The organism is Bacillus sp. R86525 (assembly GCF_042466195.1).
Lineage (GTDB): Bacteria > Bacillota > Bacilli > Bacillales > Bacillaceae_G > Bacillus_A > Bacillus_A nitratireducens.
This window is the reverse complement of the sequence record NZ_JAXHPX010000007.1, coordinates 1333656-1354129: the sequence shown is the minus strand read 5'-3', so window position 1 is coordinate 1354129 and position 20474 is coordinate 1333656. Positions and strand designations below refer to the sequence as shown.

The window sequence follows — 20474 nt, the reverse complement described above, 5'->3', positions numbered from 1 at the left end:
CGTCCCCCTTATGGATAAAGCGGCATATGCTGTAACCCCGTTGTTTCTTCTAGCCCCGCTACTATATTTGCATTTTGAATCGCTTGCCCAGCCGCACCTTTCATCATATTGTCTATAACAGAAACGACCGTAACTCTTTCCGTTCTTTCATCGTAAACTATCCCAATATCACAATAATTTGAGCCCCTTACTTCTTTCGGACTTGGAAATTCTCCTTGCGAGCGAACTCGAACGAAGGCTGAGTATTCATACGTTTCTTCATACAACTTTTGAAGTTGCTCTATTTTCATTTCCTCTTTCACTTTCGCATAAAGTGTAATCATAATCCCTCGTGATATCGGTATTAAATGTGTACTAAACGTGATTGGCTTCGTTTCACGATTCCACTCTGCAAGCATTTGCTCAATCTCAGGAACATGCTGATGCACATTTACTTTATAAATGTGCAAGTTATCGTATAACTCAGGAAAGTGAGTCATTGTTGTTGGCGTTTTGCCAGCTCCAGATACTCCTGATTTCGCATCAATAATAATCGAAGCTTCTTCAATCATGCCGCTACGTACTAACGGCGCTACCGCTAATAATGCAGCTGTAGCAAAGCATCCTGGGTTTGCAATTAAATTAGCATTTTGAATCTCGGACCTTTTCCATTCACTTAATCCATATACTGCTTTCCTAAGAACTTCTTCCTGTGCAGCTGGCCTTTTATACCACAATTCATATGACGAGGGATCTATCATACGAAAGTCTCCAGATAGGTCAATTACTTTTAAACCTACTGCCAATAATTTTGGTGTTAACTCTGCCGATACTCCCGCTGGAGTTGCTAAAAATACAATTTCAGCTTCCTTCTCTATTTTCTCCGCATCAATTTCTTGTAACGTATGGACAAGAACATTTCGAAAATGCGGGTATACATTTGTTATAAATTCACCAACTTGTGAAAAAGAATGGAGAGATGCTATCGAAAAATATGGATGTTGCTCTAATAACCGAATTAACTCAATACCTCCATATCCAGTTGCTCCAATAATTGCGACTTTCATAAGCTCCTCCTCATATCTATTCTTTAAATTAAGTATGATTATAATATTGCATAATTATAAAGTCAATTAAATATTTATAATTTTTAAAAACTTCAAAATATTAATTTCACTATAAAAGCAATATATACAAGTGGATTTTTATGCAAAAACAGTGCATAGTAGTATTTTCATTTCACTTCAAGTACAATAAAACAATACATGTATACATACAGGCGGGGAAAAACATGAATAAAAAATTAATTGAGAAAATGATTATAAAAAGTTTTCGGCAATATCAATGTAATCCTGTTTCAAAAGAGGATCAGGAAATGCTAATTAAACATATTCAAACGATAATTCATTCAAATACTGAAATTGATGTATACGAGGCAGTTGAAGATATCGTTTACGATTATGTGACTGGAAAATAAAAAAATAGGAGATTTCCATATGGAAATCTCCTATTTTTTACTTAATGATTTGCCTGCAACACGTTCAAATAAACCTGGGAATAATGCGTAGAGCTTTGGCCCAATTCCCATCCACTTCGGCAAGTTTACTTCACGTTTCTTCGTTTGCATCGCCTTTACGATTTGTTCTGCTACATATGTTGGTTTTAACATGTAACGTCCCATATTTTTTACGTATGTACCTGATTGATCGGCTATTTCAAAAAAGTTCGTATCTATCGGTCCTGGATTAATTGCTGTTACAAAAACATTTGTATTAGATAACTCCATACGTAAACTATTTGTAAATCCTAATACAGCATGTTTCGTTGCAGCATAAGCACTAGACTTCGGAGTTGCAATTTTTCCAGCTAATGAAGCAATATTAATAATTTGTCCTTCGTTCTTTTTTACCATATAAGGTAATACCGCTTTCGTACAAGCTACTAATCCAAATACGTTTACTTGAAACATATCCTTTACTTCATCCATTGATGCATCTTCAAACGTTTTAAAAATACCAAATCCCGCATTGTTTACCAATATATCAATACGTCCTACTTCTTGTAATACCTTTGAAAAAACAGATTGTACTTTCATTTCTTCACTTACATCTAATACATAGTAATAGCAAGGCGTATTATAAGTTGCTTTAATTTTGTCTGCTAATGCTTGTAGCTTCTCTTCTGTTCGAGCCATTAATACTGGCGTCGCCCCTTGCTCCGCAACCTGCATTGCAACTTGCTCCCCAATTCCACTAGAAGCACCTGTAATGACGATTACCTTTTCTTGTAAACGTCCAGTCATTGCTGTCACCTACTTTGCATAATAAATCCATTGTTGTGAAGATTCATCAATCATCACTTGTTGATTATATGCTAAAAAGTCTAATTGTCCAACAGTTTCTGAGATAGTAAGTGGCAATTGCTCTTTATATAATACCGGAAATAATTTTACACATACTTCAAATGCTGTCATTGGCTTTTCCTTTAATAGCTCCAGCACTTTAAAAGCACGTGTCTCTTGCTTTTGTAATCTTGTTTCAATAAGTTGTTTCACATTCAGAACATCTTCCCCATGCCCGGATAAAATACGTGAAATATTCATTTCACTTAAACGTTTTAACGTTTGATTGTACTGCAATAAAGGACGCGCTCTTTCTGTTTGCCCTTCATATGGTGGTTCTAATATTGGATTTGAAGAAATATGACTAATGAGAGCATCTCCACCAATTAATATTCCATCTGATTCTCTATATAATGAAATATGAGTGGAAGCATGACCTGGGGTTTCAATCACTGTAAATCCAGGTAACGAATCTATACGATCTCCCTCTCTCACAGTATGTGTTAACGACCTATTACAAGAATATTTAAGTGTCTTCGTCGTCAATAACGCCTCACCATTCAAAAATGCTGCTGGAACGCCGAACTGCAGGGCCGTCTCTTTAAAAAATTCATGATACCTCTTTAAAAATTCGGCATTCTGCGTGATCCACGGTTCATTCCAAGGATGTCCAATAATCTTTACTTTTTCAGAAAATGTATTTAAAAGTCCACAATGATCCGCATGGTGATGCGTAATCACTACTGTTTCAATATCTTCTATCTTATACCCTAATGCACCTAATTGACTTTCTAGTGCTTTCTTTGCTTCTTCTGTATTTGTCCCTGTATCAATTAACGTTAATGTTTCTCCCTCAACTAAAAACACGTTCACTGTCTCAACTGCAAATGGAACAGGAATCTCCATTCGATGAATCGCCGTCATGCTTAGCCCCCCTGTCTTTTTCCGGTTCAAAAATGAATACCTCTTCAGTTTACAACTTCCCTATAAATTTGTCATTATTTTCAGATAAAAAGAGGTGTTTTCCGTAAAAAAACGAATGTATGTACATTTATAAGCATTTCTAACCAAATTTAAAGGAGGAACATCATGTCTATTCAAAACATTTCCTTTCTCGGTGCAGGCTCTATTGCCGAAGCGATTATTGGTGGTTTATTAAACGCAAATGTTGTTAAAGGGGAACATATTACTGTAAGTAATCGTTCTAACGAGACAAGATTACAGGAGTTACATACAAAATACGGTGTCAAAGGTACACATAATAAAAAGGAATTACTTGCTGATGCAAATATTCTTTTTCTAGCAATGAAGCCAAAAGATGTCGCAGAAGCGATGATTCCTCTTAAAGAATACATACATAATGACTTGCTTATTATTTCGTTATTAGCAGGTGTTTCTACTCATTCAATTAGAAACCTACTTCAAAAAGACATTCCGATTATTCGTGCAATGCCAAATACATCTGCGGCCATTTTAAAATCCGCTACCGCTATCTCACCTTCAGAACATACAACGGAGGAACATATTCGCATTGCAACATCGTTATTTGAAACGATTGGTCTCGTCTCTGTTGTAGAAGAAGAAGATATGCATGCTGTCACTGCATTATCCGGGAGTGGACCAGCTTATATTTATTACGTAGTAGAGGCAATGGAAGAGGCCGCAAAAAAAATTGGTTTAAAGGAAGATGTTGCAAAATCACTTATTCTTCAGACGATGATTGGCGCTGCTGAAATGCTAAAAGCAAGCGAAAAACACCCTTCTATTTTGCGAAAAGAAATTACTTCTTCTGGGGGAACAACTGAAGCAGGTATTGAAGTGTTACAGGAGCATGATTTTCAACAAGCATTAATTTTCTGTATTACACAAGCAACGAAACGATCACACGATCTCGGAAAAACATTAGAAAAAATAGCAAAAGAAAAATAAAAAACGGAGCTCAACTTTATTTGAGCTCCGTTTTTACTTTAATCATATGATATGCTTTTAGTTATTACTCTTACCAAAAATCTCTTCTTGCAAACGACGACCTGTCGGTGTTGCTGCAAGTCCACCTTCTGCTGTTTCACGAAGTGCTACTGGCATCGTTTGTCCAATTCTAAACATCGCCTCAATGACTTCATCACATGGAATTGTACTAGTTACACCAGCTAATGATAAATCGGCTGAAATCATGGCATTCGCAGCTCCTGCTGCATTACGTTTTACACAAGGTACTTCTACAAGCCCTGCAACAGGATCACATACTAAACCAAGCATATTCTTTAATGAAATCGCCATCGCTGTAGCTGCTTGATCTGGTGTTCCACCAGCCATCTCAACTGCTGCTGCTGCTGCCATTCCACTTGCTGAACCTACTTCAGCTTGGCAACCTCCTGCCGCGCCAGAAATACAAGCATTATTCGCAACAACCATACCGAAAGCTCCTGCTGTAAATAAAAATTCAATCATTTCTTCGCGTGTCGGCTGTAATTTTTCTTGCAGTGCAAACAGTACGCCTGGCACTGTTCCAGCAGATCCTGCTGTTGGTGTTGCACAAATAATTCCCATCGCCGCATTTACTTCATTTGTCGCAACAGCTTTACTCACTGCGTCCAAAATTGTATCTCCAGATAAGCCTTTTCCGCTCTGCATATACGCTTGGACTTTCACAGCATCCCCGCCAGTTAAACCAGTTGGTGATTTTACACCACGAATACCGCGTTCTACTGCTTGTTCCATCACGACTAAGTTCTTTTCCATTCCAGCAATTACTTCTTCACGTGTGATACTTCTTGTTTCCATTTCACATTGAATCATAATTTCTGCGATTTTTACATTTTGCTCTTTAGCTTGCGCCACTAGTTCCGCTGCGTTCCGAAACATGGTGTGTCCCCCCTGCAATTAATCCATAATAGTTACTTGACAAATATTTTGTTGCCCATTTATTTCCGCGATTACTTCATCTGCTAATAATTCATCTGTTTCAATGACCATAAGCGCTCTTCTTCCTTTTTCTTTACGAGAAACACTCATTGTACTAATGTTAATCTCGTGTTTTGCAAGGATTGAAGCTACAGCTGCGATAGCACCGAAGCGATCGTTATTTACAATAAGTAGCGCTGGACTCGTTCCTGATAGTTGAAGATCGAATCCATTTAATTCTACAACTTCGATTTTACCACCACCGATTGAACAAGCAACGACTTCAATTTCCTCTTCTCCTTTATACAGACGAATTTTCGCTGTATTTGGATGAGGAGCATTTGCATCTTCCTCAATGAATTCCACTTCAATTCCGCGTTCTTTTGCTATGTCTAGCGCCTCTGGAATACGTAAGTCATCTGTTTCAAATCCTAATATTCCACCGATTAGCGCTACATCCGTACCATGTCCTCGATACGTCTTTGCAAATGATCCATATAATGAAATGCTTACTCTTTCTGGTTCATGACGAAACAGCTGGCGAGCAACTTGCCCCATTCTTGCTGCGCCTGCTGTATGTGAACTTGATGGACCAATCATAACTGGACCAATAATATCAAATACTGAGCGATACTTCATCATAACTCCCCCTAAACCTCTATGAAAAAAATTTTTACTATTCTATTAAGCTACCGAATCGGTTGCTTTTCCAGTTGTACGACGAATTTGTTCCTCTGTACGAATTGGATAGTTTTTGAATAACAGTGAAGCAATATATCCTGAAATAATACCAGTTATCATAATAAATAAGAAACTTAGCATTACCTTCATTTACTAATAATATAAGTTAATCCACAATAAAGTCTTGTAGCAATCCAAAGTTTAACACAGAACCCCTTACAAGCATAGCATAAACAAGTGAAACTCCCATTGCTTTCATACCTTTTGGTGTTTTAAAGCTAAAAAGTGAAAAAAGACTTAGTACAAATAATAGTAATATCCTTCCTATTATAATTTCCATGTTGCTCTCTCACGATTTAGTCAACTTCACTTGTTATGACAAATGGCAAAAACGCATGTAGCCTACACTTAAATTATAATCTGCCCTCATTATAGCTTGTTTTTAATAAAACGCTTACTTTTAATGAATTTTAAAAGTTCTGAATAAAAATCTATTTTCGCTATTTGTACCACTCGTATGTCGTCTGATTTATATAACAGTTTTTCTAAATAATCGGTATTATGTATTTTTATCCTATATCTTCACATCATTAAAACTTTCTGTGTCATCCTATATAAAAATAAAATGATAACAGTTTTATTTTTAATTTTTTTTAGAAATAAAAAAAATGGCAACCTTTCGTCACCATTTTTTCACAACATTATTATCTTTCTACTGGAAATGATTTTAAATCCGTAGCTATTTCTGTATTAGAAAATAGCTCTCTTGCCTCTCTCAATAATTCCTTATATGTATCTCCTTGATAACGAGAACTAATATGAGTCAATATTAAGCGTTTTGCATTTGCCTGAAGTGCAATACTCGCAGCTTGCTTAGATGTGGAATGAAAATAATCATACGCTTGTTGTTCATCTTCTGCCGCAAAAGTTGCTTCATGAACAAGTACGTCAGCGTCTTGTGCCAGCTCTCTACTCGCTTCACAATATCTTGTATCACCTAAAATAGTAATGATTCTTCCCTTTTGAGGCGGACCAATAAAGTCTTTTCCATTTAGTATCGTACCATTTTCTAATTCAACTACTTCTCCATCTTTTAAACGTTTAAAGAGTGGACCGGGTTTCACACCCATCTCCAGCAATTTATCGACTAAAAGAGCACCTTGTATATCTTTCTCTACAATACGATACCCAAAACATTCAATACCATGTGACAATCTTTTCGTTTCCACATAAAATTCATTATCTTCAAACACAGTACCTTCTTCTGTTATCTCAACAATTTCAAGTGAGTATTTCACATGTGTCGTACTTACTGATAATGCCACTTCAATAAATTGTTTAATTCCTTTTGGTCCATACACTGTTAAAGGTGTAGTCCCTCCTTGAAACGAACGGCTTCCTAATAAACCAGGCAACCCAAAAATATGATCACCATGTAAATGCGTAATAAATATTTTTTCAATGCGGCGTGGACGTACTGATGTATGTAATATTTGATGTTGCGTCGCCTCGCCACAATCAAATAACCAAGTCTGTCCTCGTTCTTCTAGCAATTGCAGAGCAATTGCTGAAACATTCCTTCCTTTTGAAGGAACACCTGCACCAGTTCCTAAAAATACAAATTCCACTTTCTTTCCTCCAGCTCTTTATATAATCTACCTTTCATCTTACGGAATGTTATTTCAAATGGCAAATCGAATTTACATAACCAATCATCTAGACAACTATATAACACGAACATTATACTCAAAAAACTTAGCAATCGTTCGTATTTTATGTTAAAATGATTACACTACATTTTAAGGGAGCGTTTTATTATGAAAGAAGCATTTCGTTTACAAACTGATTGTTCATCTTCATTTGATCGCTGGGTAAGTTCTTTCGTGTCTGATCACCCAGCACAATTAGAATGGACGACTTTGAAAGAATTAATCCATGAATATACAACAACACATACAAATGATTCGTTACCAACATATATTTCTTCAGCTTTAACATATTACGCACAACGCGTTTCAACAACAAACAGTTCAGAAATTGTTATTTTTGAAAATGCTACAATCTCATAATCTATAATAAAAAGCACTGTAATCAGTGCTTTTTATTTATGTTCATTAAAGTATTTATTTTCCCGCCTTATTTCAAAAAAACTCCGCTTATTTCCTACTATATAGCCATCGTAAATCTATTTAATTTTTCAAAAAAACAGATTAAAAAGATATTGACACTACGATTTTACAGTGCTAACATTCAACTTGTAATTGAATATGGTCTCTGTTAGGTGAGGCTCCTGTATAGAGAAACGCTGCTGCCCAAAAATGTCGAGAGACGCCAATGGGTCAACAGGAAAGGTCGGAATGAAGGCCTTTCTTAACGTAGCTGGTTTCAGTACCTATGCTATACAGTGCTAAAACTCAACGAGGGAGAGGTGCGTATGTTTTGTCATACACAAAAACTGTTTTTATCTATGTTTAATAACAGTCTTTGTTGTTGACTCTTTTTGACTACGAATTCAGACCTTTACTCGTTTTGAGTAAAGGTCTTTTTATGTCTTTATGCACCTTACTATGAAACAAACATAGCATATTCAGAAACTACTAATTGTACGGAGGTGAGGAACAGTGGCAAGTGATGATTCGGCCCAGATACCCATATGTTTTACGTTAATATTTCACCGTGTAGGTAGGAAAGAAACTGTTCCTCCCAATTTTAAATAGTCGAGTAACAGATTGTTTCCTCCTTCATGAAAAAGGAGGAACTACCAATGTTAAATTTACAAAGACAAGAAACGAAGCATGCTTACGATCAAGATAGCATGCAAACAAATAACAAAGTATTAGTGGAAGTTGCAACACAAGATGTAAACTCTGCATTAAAACTTCTAGAAACAACAGAAGATGGACTCTCTAAACAAGAAGCGTCTCGTAGACTTTCTTTATACGGTCCGAACGAAATTGCTCATAATAAAACATTGCCGTGGTACATTCAATTTCTACTGGCATTTAAAAATCCATTTATTTTTGTTTTATTAGCTCTTGGAGCGCTATCTTTTTTCACAGATGACATGCAAGGAACAATTGTCGTATCTGTAATGGTACTGCTAAGTTCAACGATTCGCTTTTTACAAGAATTCCGCTCTCAAAAATCCGCGGATAAGTTAAAGGCTATGGTTCGAACAACCGCGAGCGTCTTTAGAATAGATGGATTTGTACACGAAACAAAAAACGTAACGAATTTAAATCGAAATTATACAATAGAAATTCCAATTGAAGAACTTGTACCTGGCGATATTATTTCACTTTCAGCCGGTGACATCGTTCCAGCTGATGTGCGTATTTTATCGGCTAAAGATTTATTTGTTAATCAGTCTTCCTTAACAGGCGAGGCTCTTCCGGTAGAAAAATACGAGAACTGCTACCATACGGAAAATAAACATATGTTACCGAAAAACATGAAAAAAAATTACAATCCGCTCGATATGGAAAATCTTTGCTTTATGGGTACGAATATTGTAAGTGGTAGCGCAAAAGCTATTGTCGTCTCAACAAGTACCGATACGTATTTCGGCTCTTTAGCAAAAAAAGTGATCGGAAAACGTGCAGAAACAAGCTTTGATAAAGGTGTAAACAAAGTAAGTTGGCTCTTAATCACATTCATGCTTATTATGGCACCTATTGTCCTTCTCATTAATGGATTCACAAAAGGAGATTGGCAAGAAGCTTTCTTTTTTGCTATTGCCGTTGCGGTTGGTCTTACACCTGAAATGTTACCAATGATTGTAACTGCTAATTTAGCTAAAGGTGCCGTTAACATGTCTAAACAAAAAGTAATTGTAAAACAACTGAATTCTATTCAAAACTTAGGTGCGATGAACATTCTTTGTACCGATAAAACTGGGACGTTGACAGAGGATAAAGTTGTACTTGTCCGGCACTTAGATCCTAACGGTAATAAATGCGATCGTGTATTACACTTTGCCTATTTAAATAGCTTCTATCAAACTGGATTAAAAAATTTAATAGATAAAGCTGTTATTGAGCATACAGAAGAAAAGCAAAAGTTCGACCCTTCAATGTTTCAAAAACTAGATGAGATTCCATTTGATTTTTCTCGCCGCCGTATGTCCGTCATCGTCAAAGACATTTCAGGTGAACATACAATGGTTTGTAAAGGAGCGGTAGAAGAAATTTTATCCATTTGCAACTACACTGAAATGGATGGACAAATTGTTCCACTTACCGAAGAAATACGTTCAAATGTTAAACAACTAAGCGAAACATTGAATGGTGAAGGTATGCGAGTAATTGCTGTAGCCTATAAAAAAGATAGAAAAACAAATGATAAAGAGTACGCGGTAAAAGATGAAACTAATATGACTCTCGCTGGATACATTGGCTTTTTAGATCCACCGAAACCATCTGCAGCTGCTGCCATTCAAGCATTACAGAAACATGGTGTACAAGTAAAAATTTTAACTGGTGATAATGAAATTGTTACAAAAAAGGTTTGTAAAGAAGTGGGATTAAATATTGGAGAGCCTATCCTTGGCTACGAGGTCGATTCTTTACCAGATAAAGCATTAGCAAAACTAGCCGAAGAAACAACAGTGTTCGCAAAACTAAATCCAATGCAAAAATCTCGCATTATTCGCGTCTTACAAGGGAACGGTCATACAGTAGGTTATATGGGCGATGGTATTAACGACGCAGTTGCACTACGTGATGCTGACGTTGGAATATCTGTTGATACTGCAACTGATATCGCAAAAGAGTCTTCCGATATTATTCTTCTTGAAAAAAGTTTAACTATATTAGAAGCAGGTATTTTAGAAGGACGCACTACGTTCGGAAATATTTTAAAATATATTAAAATGACAGCTAGCTCTAACTTCGGAAATGTATTTAGTGTGTTAGTAGCGAGTGCTTTCATTCCCTTTTTACCGATGCTTGCCATTCATCTACTAATTCAAAACTTGCTTTATGATATTTCACAGCTGTCTATTCCATGGGACAAAATGGATAAAGAGTTTTTAGAAAAACCGAGAAAATGGGATACTGCAAACTTACGGAACTTCATTATTTGTATCGGTCCAATTAGTTCCATATTTGATATTATCACATACGTAGTCATGTGGAATGTCTTCGGTGCAAATACACCTAGCGAACAATCATTATTCCAATCTGGTTGGTTTGTCGTTGGATTGCTCACACAAACTTTAATCGTTCACATGATAAGAACACAGAAGATTCCTTTTATTCAAAGTACTGCATCAACACCGGTACTTTTATTAACCGCTTGTATTATGGCAATCGGAATTTATATTCCATTCTCACCACTTGGTGCGGCCGTTGGTTTACAAGCATTACCACTTAGCTATTTCCCTTGGTTAGTAGGAATACTATTAGGCTATGCTTTCTTAACACAATTCCTGAAAAAAGTTTATATTAAAAAGTTTCATAGCTGGTTGTAAAAATAAGAATGAGTGGGTACTCCCCACTCATTCTTAAAAAACATAACACGTACTTATATGTATGGAGGTGACCATGATGGTATGGTATGACATTGTATTAAGATTATTTATCGCAATTATTGTAGGTGCTTGCATCGGAATGGAAAGACAATGGAGACACCGGATGGCCGGTTTGCGGACAAATGCTCTCGTATCACTTGGTGCCTGTATATTTGTTTTATTATCCGTCATGCTTGATCATGATGCTAGCCCATCACGTATCGCTGCCCAAGTTGTTAGTGGGATTGGCTTTTTAGGAGGCGGCGTTATTATCCGCGACGGTTTTAGTATTAGAGGACTAAATACTGCGGCTACTTTATGGTGCGCTGCTGCTGTCGGTACTCTTACAGGCGCTGGTTTTCTCGTTGCAGCTATATTAGGCGCAGCCGGCGTTTTACTAGCAAATATACTACTTCGCCCAATCGCTCTCTTTATGAACAAGAAATCAAAAGAAGAATCCCCTGAACAAACAAACTACTTACTTTCTCTTACTTGTTCCGAAGAAAATGAAGCACATATTCGTTTTTTACTCATGCACATGGTAAGCACAGAAGGTCTCGGTTTAAAAGAGTTATATAGTGAAGATGTAGATTCTAATCAAAAAGTATGTATACAGGCTACATTACATTGCAAGACAAATGCGGCTATCTTAATTGAAAAAATAGTAAGTAGAATGTTATTAGAATCTGGTGTTACTGCTGCTGGGTGGAAGACTTCTTTAGATTTAGAAGCGAGTTAAATATGAAAGGTGCCATGATATTTACTACTTCATGACACCTTCTACATAAACTTATTTTCTAACTTTTGCTGAAACGACTTTTCTTGCTTACGTAATAATTGGCTGCCACGTTGTAAAAGCGGTGTTCCATACTTATCATTAATTTGATCAATAACAGCAAGTAACGGCTCTTCTTTCGCATCTTCTTCGAATGAAAACAAATCTAACTGTTTCACTGATTCTGTCTTCCACACTAATTCAGTAGCTGTAACACCTAACAGACGAACAGAATCACCATCCCAGTGTTGCTTCCATAAACGTGATGCTGCTTGGAAAATAACCCGTTCTTCCCATATTGCATTTTTCAATTGTTTACTCCGTGTTACCGTGCGACGATCATGGTATTTAATCATAATTTGAATGTTATAACTAACGAGAGTTCGTTTTTGTAGCCTTTTGCTTACTGATTTCGATAATCTTTCTAACATATCAAGTAATTCTTTTTCTTCATCCATATCCTTTGAGAAAGTCATCGAATTTCCAACGCTTTTATGTTGTCCCATTTGATTCGGATCAACTTCCCTGTCATCCATACCTTTTGCACGTTTTTGTAAATCAACACCGTGCTTTCCAATTTTAGCGCGAATGATATGCTCGTCTCCTTTTGCCAACTGTTCAATTGTATGTATATGAATATTATTTAATTTTTCAGCTGTTTTCTCACCAATTCCATGCATTGCTCCAACTGGAAGTGGCCAAATCATTTCTGGAATATCACGTTTTCGAAGTACTGTAATTCCAAGAGGTTTTTTCATATCTGAAGCAGTCTTTGCTAGGAAAAGGTTTGGAGCGATTCCAATACTACACGGAAGCTGTAACTCTGTTAATAACACTTGTTGAATCATCTTTGCTATTTCAAGAGGCGAACCGAGTGCATAGCAATCTGTAATATCTAAATACCCTTCATCTATAGAGACTGGTTGTATCTTTTCTGTAAAACGAGAAAGAATTTGAAACATTTGAAATGAAGCTTCACGATATAATGTAAAATTAGGACGCCTTACAACTAATTGTGGGCATAACCTTTTCGCTTCCCAAAGAGGCATCGTCGTACGTATTCCATATTCTCTCGCCTCATAACTACATGTTATGATAATCCCTTTTCTCTCTTTTTCATTCCCCGCAATCGCTAATGGCTTTCCTTGTAATGATGGGTCATGAGCAATCTCAACAGATGCGAAAAAACAATTCATATCTACATGTAAAATGACACGACCATTTTTCGGATACATTTCTCGCATACTACTCACCCCTCAAAGAACATTTGTTCCTTCATTATATCAAATTTCTTTACACGTTATAATAATTATTGGCTTTTCTCTATCTATTTTTTGTTATACTGTATGTAACAAATGGATATTATTGTAAAGGAGATGAATCGTTATGAAACAACATAATAAGCTCAATTATGTATTTATTATTATTATAGTAATCCTTGCGATTAATTATTTGTTACTTCCCCTTTTTAACATTAACATTTACGCTTTAGGAATCTTCTCTCATTTCATACGTTTTACAACAACTTATGTACTTCCGTGGGTCTTCTTATATTGGCTTATCCGCCTTGTGAAAGCAATTGAATCAAAATAAAAAAAAGACGTGTAAACCATAATTGGTTCACACGTCTTTTTTTATTACTTACTTCGCTACTTCTTCAATAATAGCTACAACTAATTCTGCTGTTTTCGCTAATTCTTCAACAGGAATTTTTTCATTCGTTGTATGAATTTCTTCATAACCAACTGCTAAGTTAACTGTTGGGATACCGTGTCCTGCGATTACGTTCGCATCACTTCCGCCACCACTTTGGTGAAGAGAAGGTGTACGGCCAATGCTTTCAGCAGCGCGTTTCGCAACTTCTACAACGTGATCTCCATCAGCAAACTTAAAACCTGGGTACATAACATTTACTTCAACACCTGCATGACCACCCATTTCTTTTGCAGTTGTTTCAAATGCTTCTTTCATTTTTGCAACTTGTACTTCCATTTTCTCATTGATTAAAGAACGAGCTTCTGCAAAAATTTGAACATGATCGCAAACGATATTTGTTTGTGTGCCACCTTCAAAACGCCCAATATTTGCAGTTGTTTCAGAATCGATACGACCAAGTGGCATCTTTGCAATTGCTTTTGCTGCTATAGTAATTGCAGATACACCTTTTTCTGGTGCTACGCCAGCATGAGCTGTTTTCCCACGAATAATCGCATTCACTTTCGCTTGTGTTGGCGCTGCAACTACGATTTCACCAACTTTTCCATCGCTATCTAATGCATAACCATATTTTGCTGTAATGCGCTCGCGATCTAACGCTTTTGCACCAATAAGACCAGATTCTTCTCCAACTGTAATAATAAACTCAATTTTACCATGAGGGATGTTTTTCTCTTTTAAGACACGAATCGCTTCAAACATAGATGCTAAACCAGCTTTATCATCCGCTCCTAAAATAGTAGTCCCATCTGATACGATATATCCATCTTTAATAGAAGGCTTAATTCCATTACCAGGAACTACTGTATCCATATGAGAAGTGAAATAAATTGTATCAACACCATCTTTTGTTGCTGGTAAAGTACAAATTAAGTTACCTGCACCATGACCAGTCACGCCCATCGTGTCATCCTCAAATACTTCTACACCTAAAGCAGTAAATTTCTCTGTTAACACTTTGCAAATTTCTGCTTCAAATTTTGTTTCAGAATCTACTTGTACTAACTCCATGAATTCATTTACTAAACGTTCTTGATTAATCATAAGACTGCGCCTCCTGCACTACCATTATGTATGTAACAATATTAATTATAACAGAATTTCGCAAAAGTTTCGAAATACAAGACAAAAAACAGATGGTTCATACATCTAGATACCCATCTGCTTTCTATTACTCGTTTAACAACACCCAGCGCATATGATCTTCCCAAACACCATTAACCATTAGCATTTTTCGAGATACACCTTCATATTGAAATCCTATTTTCGTCACTACTTGTATAGATGCTAAATTTCGTGGCATAATCGGCGCTTCTATACGATGTAAATGAAATTCTTTAAAGGTAACTTGAATTGCTTTTCTAAGCGCTTCTGTTGTGTAACCTTTATTCAATTCTTCCTTATCTAATTTATAGCCAAGCACACAAGATTGATAAATTCCGCGAACAATTAGATTAAATGAAATACATCCAATAATTTTTGTATCATCACCCTTTTTAAAAATCCACAGCCTGATGATCTTACCTTCCGCGAACTCTTTTCTATCCTTTTGTAACTTTTTCTTTTGGTAATCTAACGTAAAAAAATCCTCCGGTCTATACTCTTCCCACGCTTTTAAAAACTCACGATTTTTGTCGTAATATTGAAGAACTTTTTCCGCATACGACTCATCAATTTCTCTTAAATGTAAACGCTCTGTTTCGTATATTTTCATCATCGTATCTCCATTCTTCATGCTTGCATAACAAAAACTAATAATCTACCTTTTAACATATTCTCTACGTATGCTCAAATTTCCTGTTATATTTTGCAACCCCTTCCCGAATTTTGTCCTTTCTCTCCCCTTGTCCACAATTTCATTTCTCGTTACAATGAAATTGTACTGATTTGCAAGGAGGTTTAACGATGCATAAAAAAGCTCAAAAAATCATGGTTTATATAATGCTAATTTCTATGCTTGTAACAACACTACTTACTGGCGCAAGTATGTTTTGGTAAAAAGGACGATTCACTCGTCCTTTTTTTACTGTTTACACATACAAAATAGACCATCTCGAAATCGAGATAGTCTATCTTCTAATGAATATTTTATTTTATATATAGTACAACTGCTACAATACTAAAGGAAAAAGCCATTACAAGCGCTATTACAAAGCTTGTATATTGTTTCTGCTGAAATGCCCCAATAACAAAAGTAAGATTGAGTAATGCCATAAATACAATCGCTACAACGTAAGAACATATATTAAAAGTTGCCAATATGAATGTAATAACAAATAGAAAACCCACCAAAAACTGCATATAAGAAATTTTCGGATTCAAGTACATATGAGCAACCCCTTTACCTATTTTATCCCGCATTAACGGGCAGTAAGACTCCCACCTCAAAATTTGGCTAGGGCAAAGCAGTTAGGCGAGAGATAAACTGCCCGTAAATGCCCGATTGGTTCAACTAATAATCAGCGGGTAATAACCTCCCACTGATTAAAGTTTCACTTTATCTTTCTATATTTTCATTAACGCATGGTTATGTACACATGTCAAGACAACTTATAATAAAAGAAAAAGCCAACTTTTGTGTCGGCTTTTTCATATGCAATGGCACCTTTTTCTTTTGCCAATTGCTGAAATGTTTTTTTCGATTTCACAATCGATACTTTCGTTCCAATTGGAATACGATCAAATAAATATTCCACATCGTTTTTCTTCATTCTTATACATCCTTGTGAAATATACTTTCCAATTGAACTAGGTTGGTTTGTTCCATGTATTCCATATTTACTTCCATCAGTTCCTCTTGCATTAAATCCAATCCACCTTGACCCAAGTGGATTTTTCGGTGACCCACCTGGAATATCCTTCGCAATATAATACGGATCCTTCGCCTTCATTACAACATCAAAAGTTCCCTCTGGAGTTAATTCATTTGTTTTCCCTGTCGCTACCGGAAAAACCTTTTGAATCTTTCCATCGTCAATATAAGCTAGTTTATTCGTCGCTTTATTTACAATAATAAAAGGATCTCCGGCACGTGGATTATCACCAAGAGGCCAAATAGGCGATAAAGAAAGACATAATATGAAAGAGAGAAGATACGGCATAATAATTCCTACCTTCTATATAAGTTCTTTTATATTATCCTTTCCCTTAAAACGGCTTTTAATGAGTAAATATTGTTCCATTTCATACACAAGTTGAACAAGCTTCGCACGTATCTCAAATTCTTCACGTGAGACGGGTAAAGGCATTTCTCTAAATACTTCTCGCATTTCTTGAAGTTGTCTTAACGAAATGACTCCTGTACTTTCAGGACGAATAGAGTTCCCTATATTTTCAATTACATCTGCAATCATATCGGCTTGTTCATACGTCCAAGATAGTGACGCAGCTAATGGTATCATGCGCTCCAAAATTTCAAATTGTTGCATGCGCATATCAAAATAACGATAATAATAGTCATCTTCACGCATAAACTCATTCTCAAGTTTTTTAAATGATAAATCTTTTGCTTCTTTCAGCATCATTTCTGTTTCAATTAATTCGACTCCACTCCAATTACTATCTCGATTTCGTAAATAAACGACCATTTCAAACAAAATTGTTCTGAAATGCTCTTCTATTTTTTCTTGATACTCTTTCAGTTTATTCTCACTGCTTGGCATGTACATGTTTACTAATAAAGCGACGCTAATTCCAATCGTTAATATAGCAATTTCATTACCAACTATAGACCATGTAATTTGCTTTAATGAATACAGATGCATAACGATAACCGAACTCGTGACAATACCTTCTTGAATTTTGCACATAACTGCAGTCGGAATAAAGGTAAGCAGTAATACGCTAATCGCAAGTGGTGTATAACCAATCGTTTCAAAAATACAAAACGCAAATACCATTGATAATACACAAGCTAAAAAACGGTGCAACGATACTTGAACGGATTTTCGTTTCGTATTTTGCACGCATAAAATGACTAAAATACCAGCTGAACTATAAAATTCTAATCCTAATAACTGAGCAATAAAAACTGCCGCCCCCGTTCCAAGCGCTGTTTTCACTGTTCTATATCCAATTTTAAACATATCATTACTCCTATATGTATAAACGTATTTAAAGTTAGTATAAAAAAAGGATGACGCAATGTCATCCTTTTCTACTTATTATTCACGTACCCTTCACATATTACAATATCTTTTGCAAAAATTCTTTTGCACGGTCACTTTTTGGTGCTGTGAAAAACTCTTCGGGATTGCTATCTTCTACAAGCTTTCCACCATCTAAAAAGAGAACGCGGTCTGCTACTTCTTTTGCAAATCCCATTTCATGCGTAACGATTGCCATCGTCATTCCTGTCGTAACTAATGATTTCATAACTTCTAATACTTCTTTCACCATTTCTGGATCTAGTGCAGATGTCGGTTCATCAAATAGCATAACTTCCGGTTCCATCGCTAACGCTCTCGCTATTGCTACACGTTGCTTTTGTCCCCCTGAAAGACGATTTGGATATGAATCTTTCTTATCAAGCAGTCCTACTTTATCCAAAAGTTCCTGAGCCTTTTTCTCAGCCACTTGCTTCGTTACTCCTTTTACATTGATAGGAGCATACGTAATATTTTCTAATACAGTCATATGAGGGAATAAGTGAAAATGTTGAAATACCATTCCGACATTTTCACGAACGTGCATAATATTTGTTTTCGGATTCGTTACTTCTTCCGTTCCAATCCAAATATGACCATTTGTCGGTGCTTCTAGTACATTCATACAGCGTAAAAACGTTGACTTTCCAGATCCAGACGGTCCGATAATTGCAACAACTTCTCCTTTTTCAATCGTTGTTGTAATTCCTTTTAATACTTCATTTTTTCCAAATGACTTATGAAGGTTTTCAACTTTAATCACTTTTCTTCATTCTCCCTTCAATGGCTTTCCCGACTAATGTAAGAATAATGACTAACATATAATAAATAAGTCCAACAAACAATAATGGTTCAAGATATTTAAACGTTTCACCGCCTACAATATAAGCACGGCGCATTAAATCTGTGGCTCCAATTACAGTTACTACAGCCGATTCTTTCGTAAGAGTCGCAAATTCATTTACAAGTGCTGGTAATATATTTTTTAAAGCTTGAGGAAAAATAATATTTTTCATCATTTTCCCGTAAGGAATCCCTAAAGCCATAGCTGCTTCTGTTTGTCCTTTATCAACCGCTTGAATGCCGGCACGAATTACTTCTGACATATATGCACCTGAATTTAAACTAAATGCAAGTACAGCTGCTAAAAAGGCTGGTATCTCATATCCAATCATTTGCGGAACACCGAAATAAATAATCATTAATTGCAATACTAGTGGTGTACCACGAAATATTGAAGTATATATATCTGCTGCAATATTTAATGCTCGTATTCTAGCAATTTTGCAAAGTGCTAATAACGTCCCTAAAATAAATCCTGCTAAAGCTGATGCAGCTACAATTTTTAATGTAACTTCTAAGCCCTTTAATATATATGGTATTGAAGGCGTAATTGCCGAAAAATCCAAATTCATCCTTTTCATTCCCCTCACAGAAAAGTGAAAGGCAGCTTATTTTCCGCTGCCAAACCATTTCTTAACTAATTTATCCATCTCTCCATTTTCTTGCATTTTCTTAATTACTTTATTAAATTCTTCTGTTTTATCACTATTTTTTGAAAGAGCAATTGCTGCACCTACTTCTTCTGGTGCTTCTTGAATTTCAATTCCTTGTAGTTCTTTCATTTTTTCTAAATAATTTTTTGCAACCGTGTCTTCTATAATTGCAGCGTCAAAACGACCAGCTTTAATTTCTTGTACGATTTCTGGTATACGGTCACGTCCCTCAGCTTTGAAATCGACTTGTTTCTGAAATTCTTTTGCCTTTTCTTCTTGAATTGATCCTGTTTGCACCCCTACTTTTTTCCCTTTTAAATCTTCTAACGATTTAATATTAGAGCCCTTTTTTGAAACGATCATATTTTTAGCAACAAAATATATATCTGTGAAATCAGCATTATTTTTACGCTCTGCAGTTGGCGTCATACCTGCCATAACGAAATCAACTTTTCCTGAATTAAGAGATGCTAATAATCCGCCAAAATCCATATCTTTCACTTTTACTTCATACCCAAGTTCTTTTCCGATATATTTTGCAATATCAACATCAAAGCCGATAATTTCATCACTTTTTGAAGCTTCCACGTATTCATACGGTTTATAGTCTGCTGAAGTCCCCATAACGAGTACTTTTTTATTTTTTCCAGCAGCCTTTTCTTCCCCATTACTACAAGCACTGAATATACTTACAATTAAAATAAGTGCAAACGATATTGATAATAACTTCTTCATCTTTCTTCCCCCTAATAATGTATATTTAAAAGTTTAATAGAATATTTATTCGATGTTTGTATTGTATCAGCACTTTTATTTTTATGCAATATTTAAAATAAAAATAAACGAAAAAACATTATTAAGTTCGTTTTAGATGCATAAAAACATGCATAAAACTACAACCCTATGCATGTCTAACCATTATAAAAAC

Annotated in this window: 24 protein-coding genes and 1 riboswitch; of the genes, 7 read left to right on the top strand and 17 right to left on the bottom strand. The window is 35.8% G+C overall.

Translation table 11 applies throughout. From position 1 onward, the window contains the following. Positions 1-8: 8 nt before the first annotated feature. Positions 9-1046: an N-acetyl-gamma-glutamyl-phosphate reductase gene (argC, locus tag SJY24_RS09600; RefSeq protein ID WP_377864496.1), complete on the bottom strand. Its 1038-nt coding sequence runs from the start codon at positions 1044-1046 to the stop codon at positions 9-11. Positions 1047-1270: 224 nt separating this feature from the next. Between argC and SJY24_RS09595 the strand changes: the two genes are divergently transcribed. Next, positions 1271-1456, top strand: a complete 186-nt coding sequence (locus SJY24_RS09595) for a YqzH family protein (protein ID WP_377864495.1) — start codon at positions 1271-1273, stop codon at positions 1454-1456. A 30-nt stretch (positions 1457-1486) separates the two neighbouring features. Here the strand turns inward: SJY24_RS09595 and SJY24_RS09590 are convergent, their stop codons facing one another. Together SJY24_RS09590 and SJY24_RS09585 are read right to left on the bottom strand one after the other, a co-directional pair. After that, complete coding sequence (locus tag SJY24_RS09590) at positions 1487-2281, bottom strand: SDR family oxidoreductase (protein WP_377864494.1); 795 nt, start codon at positions 2279-2281, stop codon at positions 1487-1489. 9 nt (positions 2282-2290) lie between these two features. Further along, positions 2291-3244 carry an MBL fold metallo-hydrolase gene (locus SJY24_RS09585; protein WP_098498710.1) on the bottom strand — a complete coding sequence of 318 codons (954 nt, stop codon included), beginning with the start codon at positions 3242-3244 and terminating at the stop codon, positions 2291-2293. Positions 3245-3409: 165 nt separating this feature from the next. Between SJY24_RS09585 and proI the strand changes: the two genes are divergently transcribed. Next, the gene (gene proI / locus SJY24_RS09580) at positions 3410-4249 is read left to right on the top strand and encodes a pyrroline-5-carboxylate reductase ProI (protein WP_377864493.1); all 840 of its coding nucleotides are present in this window, start codon (positions 3410-3412) and stop codon (positions 4247-4249) included. 57 nt (positions 4250-4306) lie between these two features. Here the strand turns inward: proI and sdaAA are convergent, their stop codons facing one another. The 5 genes from sdaAA to rnz form a co-directional block, all read right to left on the bottom strand. Then, a complete protein-coding gene (sdaAA, locus tag SJY24_RS09575) occupies positions 4307-5185 on the bottom strand; it encodes an L-serine ammonia-lyase, iron-sulfur-dependent, subunit alpha (protein WP_098888588.1) in 879 nt (292 codons plus the stop codon). An 18-nt stretch (positions 5186-5203) separates the two neighbouring features. Continuing rightward, a complete protein-coding gene (gene sdaAB, locus SJY24_RS09570) occupies positions 5204-5863 on the bottom strand; it encodes an L-serine ammonia-lyase, iron-sulfur-dependent subunit beta (RefSeq protein WP_000877440.1) in 660 nt (219 codons plus the stop codon). A gap of 45 nt (positions 5864-5908) precedes the next feature. Then, positions 5909-6046, bottom strand: coding sequence for a hypothetical protein (locus SJY24_RS09565; RefSeq protein ID WP_377867322.1), 138 nt, complete (start codon positions 6044-6046; stop codon positions 5909-5911). Positions 6047-6071: 25 nt separating this feature from the next. Beyond that, positions 6072-6245: a hypothetical protein gene (locus SJY24_RS09560; RefSeq protein ID WP_377864492.1), complete on the bottom strand. Its 174-nt coding sequence runs from the start codon at positions 6243-6245 to the stop codon at positions 6072-6074. A gap of 364 nt (positions 6246-6609) precedes the next feature. After that, positions 6610-7533, bottom strand: coding sequence for a ribonuclease Z (gene rnz / locus SJY24_RS09555; RefSeq protein WP_377864491.1), 924 nt, complete (start codon positions 7531-7533; stop codon positions 6610-6612). 189 nt (positions 7534-7722) lie between these two features. Between rnz and SJY24_RS09550 the strand changes: the two genes are divergently transcribed. The 3 genes from SJY24_RS09550 to SJY24_RS09540 all read left to right on the top strand — a co-directional run bounded on the left by SJY24_RS09550 (position 7723) and on the right by SJY24_RS09540 (position 12153). Beyond that, complete coding sequence (locus SJY24_RS09550) at positions 7723-7974, top strand: DUF3932 family protein (RefSeq protein WP_377864490.1); 252 nt, start codon at positions 7723-7725, stop codon at positions 7972-7974. A 197-nt stretch (positions 7975-8171) separates the two neighbouring features. Beyond that, positions 8172-8339: riboswitch (M-box (ykoK) riboswitch) on the top strand. Between the two features lie 330 nt (positions 8340-8669). Further along, entirely contained in the window at positions 8670-11375 is a 2706-nt protein-coding gene (mgtA, locus tag SJY24_RS09545) for a magnesium-translocating P-type ATPase (protein ID WP_377864488.1), read from the top strand. Between the two features lie 76 nt (positions 11376-11451). Continuing rightward, positions 11452-12153, top strand: a complete 702-nt coding sequence (locus tag SJY24_RS09540; RefSeq protein WP_000262360.1) for an MgtC/SapB family protein — start codon at positions 11452-11454, stop codon at positions 12151-12153. A 41-nt stretch (positions 12154-12194) separates the two neighbouring features. Here SJY24_RS09540 and SJY24_RS09535 read toward each other — a convergent pair whose 3' ends face one another. Continuing rightward, complete coding sequence (locus SJY24_RS09535) at positions 12195-13433, bottom strand: DNA polymerase IV (RefSeq protein WP_377864487.1); 1239 nt, start codon at positions 13431-13433, stop codon at positions 12195-12197. Between the two features lie 142 nt (positions 13434-13575). On the opposite strand from SJY24_RS09535, the gene SJY24_RS09530 reads away from it, so the two are divergent. Continuing rightward, a complete protein-coding gene (locus SJY24_RS09530; protein ID WP_000809197.1) occupies positions 13576-13782 on the top strand; it encodes a hypothetical protein in 207 nt (68 codons plus the stop codon). A 48-nt stretch (positions 13783-13830) separates the two neighbouring features. On the opposite strand, the gene SJY24_RS09525 is transcribed toward SJY24_RS09530, so the two are convergent. Continuing rightward, positions 13831-14949: a tripeptidase T gene (locus SJY24_RS09525; RefSeq protein ID WP_377864486.1), complete on the bottom strand. Its 1119-nt coding sequence runs from the start codon at positions 14947-14949 to the stop codon at positions 13831-13833. Positions 14950-15076: 127 nt separating this feature from the next. Further along, positions 15077-15622, bottom strand: coding sequence for a GNAT family N-acetyltransferase (locus tag SJY24_RS09520; RefSeq protein WP_071747056.1), 546 nt, complete (start codon positions 15620-15622; stop codon positions 15077-15079). Between the two features lie 188 nt (positions 15623-15810). Between SJY24_RS09520 and prli42 the strand changes: the two genes are divergently transcribed. Then, the gene (gene prli42 / locus SJY24_RS09515; protein WP_000549036.1) at positions 15811-15903 is read left to right on the top strand and encodes a stressosome-associated protein Prli42; all 93 of its coding nucleotides are present in this window, start codon (positions 15811-15813) and stop codon (positions 15901-15903) included. Positions 15904-15993: 90 nt separating this feature from the next. Here the strand turns inward: prli42 and SJY24_RS09510 are convergent, their stop codons facing one another. The 6 genes from SJY24_RS09510 to SJY24_RS09485 form a co-directional block, all read right to left on the bottom strand. Continuing rightward, on the bottom strand, positions 15994-16233 hold the full coding sequence (locus SJY24_RS09510; RefSeq protein ID WP_377864485.1) for a DUF3894 domain-containing protein: 240 nt from the start codon (positions 16231-16233) through the stop codon (positions 15994-15996). A gap of 212 nt (positions 16234-16445) precedes the next feature. Next, a complete protein-coding gene (locus tag SJY24_RS09505; RefSeq protein WP_377864484.1) occupies positions 16446-17006 on the bottom strand; it encodes a L,D-transpeptidase in 561 nt (186 codons plus the stop codon). A 15-nt stretch (positions 17007-17021) separates the two neighbouring features. Then, positions 17022-17990, bottom strand: a complete 969-nt coding sequence (locus SJY24_RS09500) for an aromatic acid exporter family protein (RefSeq protein ID WP_377864483.1) — start codon at positions 17988-17990, stop codon at positions 17022-17024. A gap of 100 nt (positions 17991-18090) precedes the next feature. Continuing rightward, the gene (locus SJY24_RS09495; protein WP_098498701.1) at positions 18091-18813 is read right to left on the bottom strand and encodes an amino acid ABC transporter ATP-binding protein; all 723 of its coding nucleotides are present in this window, start codon (positions 18811-18813) and stop codon (positions 18091-18093) included. Next, positions 18806-19465 (bottom strand): amino acid ABC transporter permease, encoded by a 660-nt coding sequence (locus tag SJY24_RS09490; RefSeq protein ID WP_002015099.1) that lies wholly within the window; start codon positions 19463-19465, stop codon positions 18806-18808. The genes SJY24_RS09495 and SJY24_RS09490 overlap by 8 nt, the downstream gene beginning before the upstream one ends. A 36-nt stretch (positions 19466-19501) precedes the next feature. After that, positions 19502-20281 (bottom strand): transporter substrate-binding domain-containing protein, encoded by a 780-nt coding sequence (locus SJY24_RS09485; RefSeq protein ID WP_377864482.1) that lies wholly within the window; start codon positions 20279-20281, stop codon positions 19502-19504. Positions 20282-20474 lie beyond the last annotated feature (193 nt).

Coding starts and splice junctions, on each gene's coding strand:
- proI (WP_377864493.1), top strand. CDS start 3,410: ATGTCTATTCAAAACATTTCCTTTCTCGGTGCAGGCTCTATTGCCGAA.
- SJY24_RS09520 (WP_071747056.1), bottom strand. CDS start 15,622: ATGATGAAAATATACGAAACAGAGCGTTTACATTTAAGAGAAATTGAT.
- SJY24_RS09485 (WP_377864482.1), bottom strand. CDS start 20,281: ATGAAGAAGTTATTATCAATATCGTTTGCACTTATTTTAATTGTAAGT.
- SJY24_RS09550 (WP_377864490.1), top strand. CDS start 7,723: ATGAAAGAAGCATTTCGTTTACAAACTGATTGTTCATCTTCATTTGAT.
- SJY24_RS09490 (WP_002015099.1), bottom strand. CDS start 19,465: ATGAATTTGGATTTTTCGGCAATTACGCCTTCAATACCATATATATTA.
- sdaAB (WP_000877440.1), bottom strand. CDS start 5,863: ATGAAGTATCGCTCAGTATTTGATATTATTGGTCCAGTTATGATTGGT.
- sdaAA (WP_098888588.1), bottom strand. CDS start 5,185: ATGTTTCGGAACGCAGCGGAACTAGTGGCGCAAGCTAAAGAGCAAAAT.
- SJY24_RS09590 (WP_377864494.1), bottom strand. CDS start 2,281: ATGACTGGACGTTTACAAGAAAAGGTAATCGTCATTACAGGTGCTTCT.
- SJY24_RS09560 (WP_377864492.1), bottom strand. CDS start 6,245: ATGGAAATTATAATAGGAAGGATATTACTATTATTTGTACTAAGTCTT.
- SJY24_RS09500 (WP_377864483.1), bottom strand. CDS start 17,990: ATGTTTAAAATTGGATATAGAACAGTGAAAACAGCGCTTGGAACGGGG.
- SJY24_RS09530 (WP_000809197.1), top strand. CDS start 13,576: ATGAAACAACATAATAAGCTCAATTATGTATTTATTATTATTATAGTA.
- prli42 (WP_000549036.1), top strand. CDS start 15,811: ATGCATAAAAAAGCTCAAAAAATCATGGTTTATATAATGCTAATTTCT.
- SJY24_RS09525 (WP_377864486.1), bottom strand. CDS start 14,949: ATGATTAATCAAGAACGTTTAGTAAATGAATTCATGGAGTTAGTACAA.
- SJY24_RS09565 (WP_377867322.1), bottom strand. CDS start 6,046: ATGCTAAGTTTCTTATTTATTATGATAACTGGTATTATTTCAGGATAT.
- SJY24_RS09535 (WP_377864487.1), bottom strand. CDS start 13,433: ATGCGAGAAATGTATCCGAAAAATGGTCGTGTCATTTTACATGTAGAT.
- SJY24_RS09540 (WP_000262360.1), top strand. CDS start 11,452: ATGGTATGGTATGACATTGTATTAAGATTATTTATCGCAATTATTGTA.
- SJY24_RS09595 (WP_377864495.1), top strand. CDS start 1,271: ATGAATAAAAAATTAATTGAGAAAATGATTATAAAAAGTTTTCGGCAA.
- SJY24_RS09505 (WP_377864484.1), bottom strand. CDS start 17,006: ATGCCGTATCTTCTCTCTTTCATATTATGTCTTTCTTTATCGCCTATT.
- argC (WP_377864496.1), bottom strand. CDS start 1,046: ATGAAAGTCGCAATTATTGGAGCAACTGGATATGGAGGTATTGAGTTA.
- SJY24_RS09585 (WP_098498710.1), bottom strand. CDS start 3,244: ATGACGGCGATTCATCGAATGGAGATTCCTGTTCCATTTGCAGTTGAG.
- SJY24_RS09510 (WP_377864485.1), bottom strand. CDS start 16,233: ATGTACTTGAATCCGAAAATTTCTTATATGCAGTTTTTGGTGGGTTTT.
- mgtA (WP_377864488.1), top strand. CDS start 8,670: ATGTTAAATTTACAAAGACAAGAAACGAAGCATGCTTACGATCAAGAT.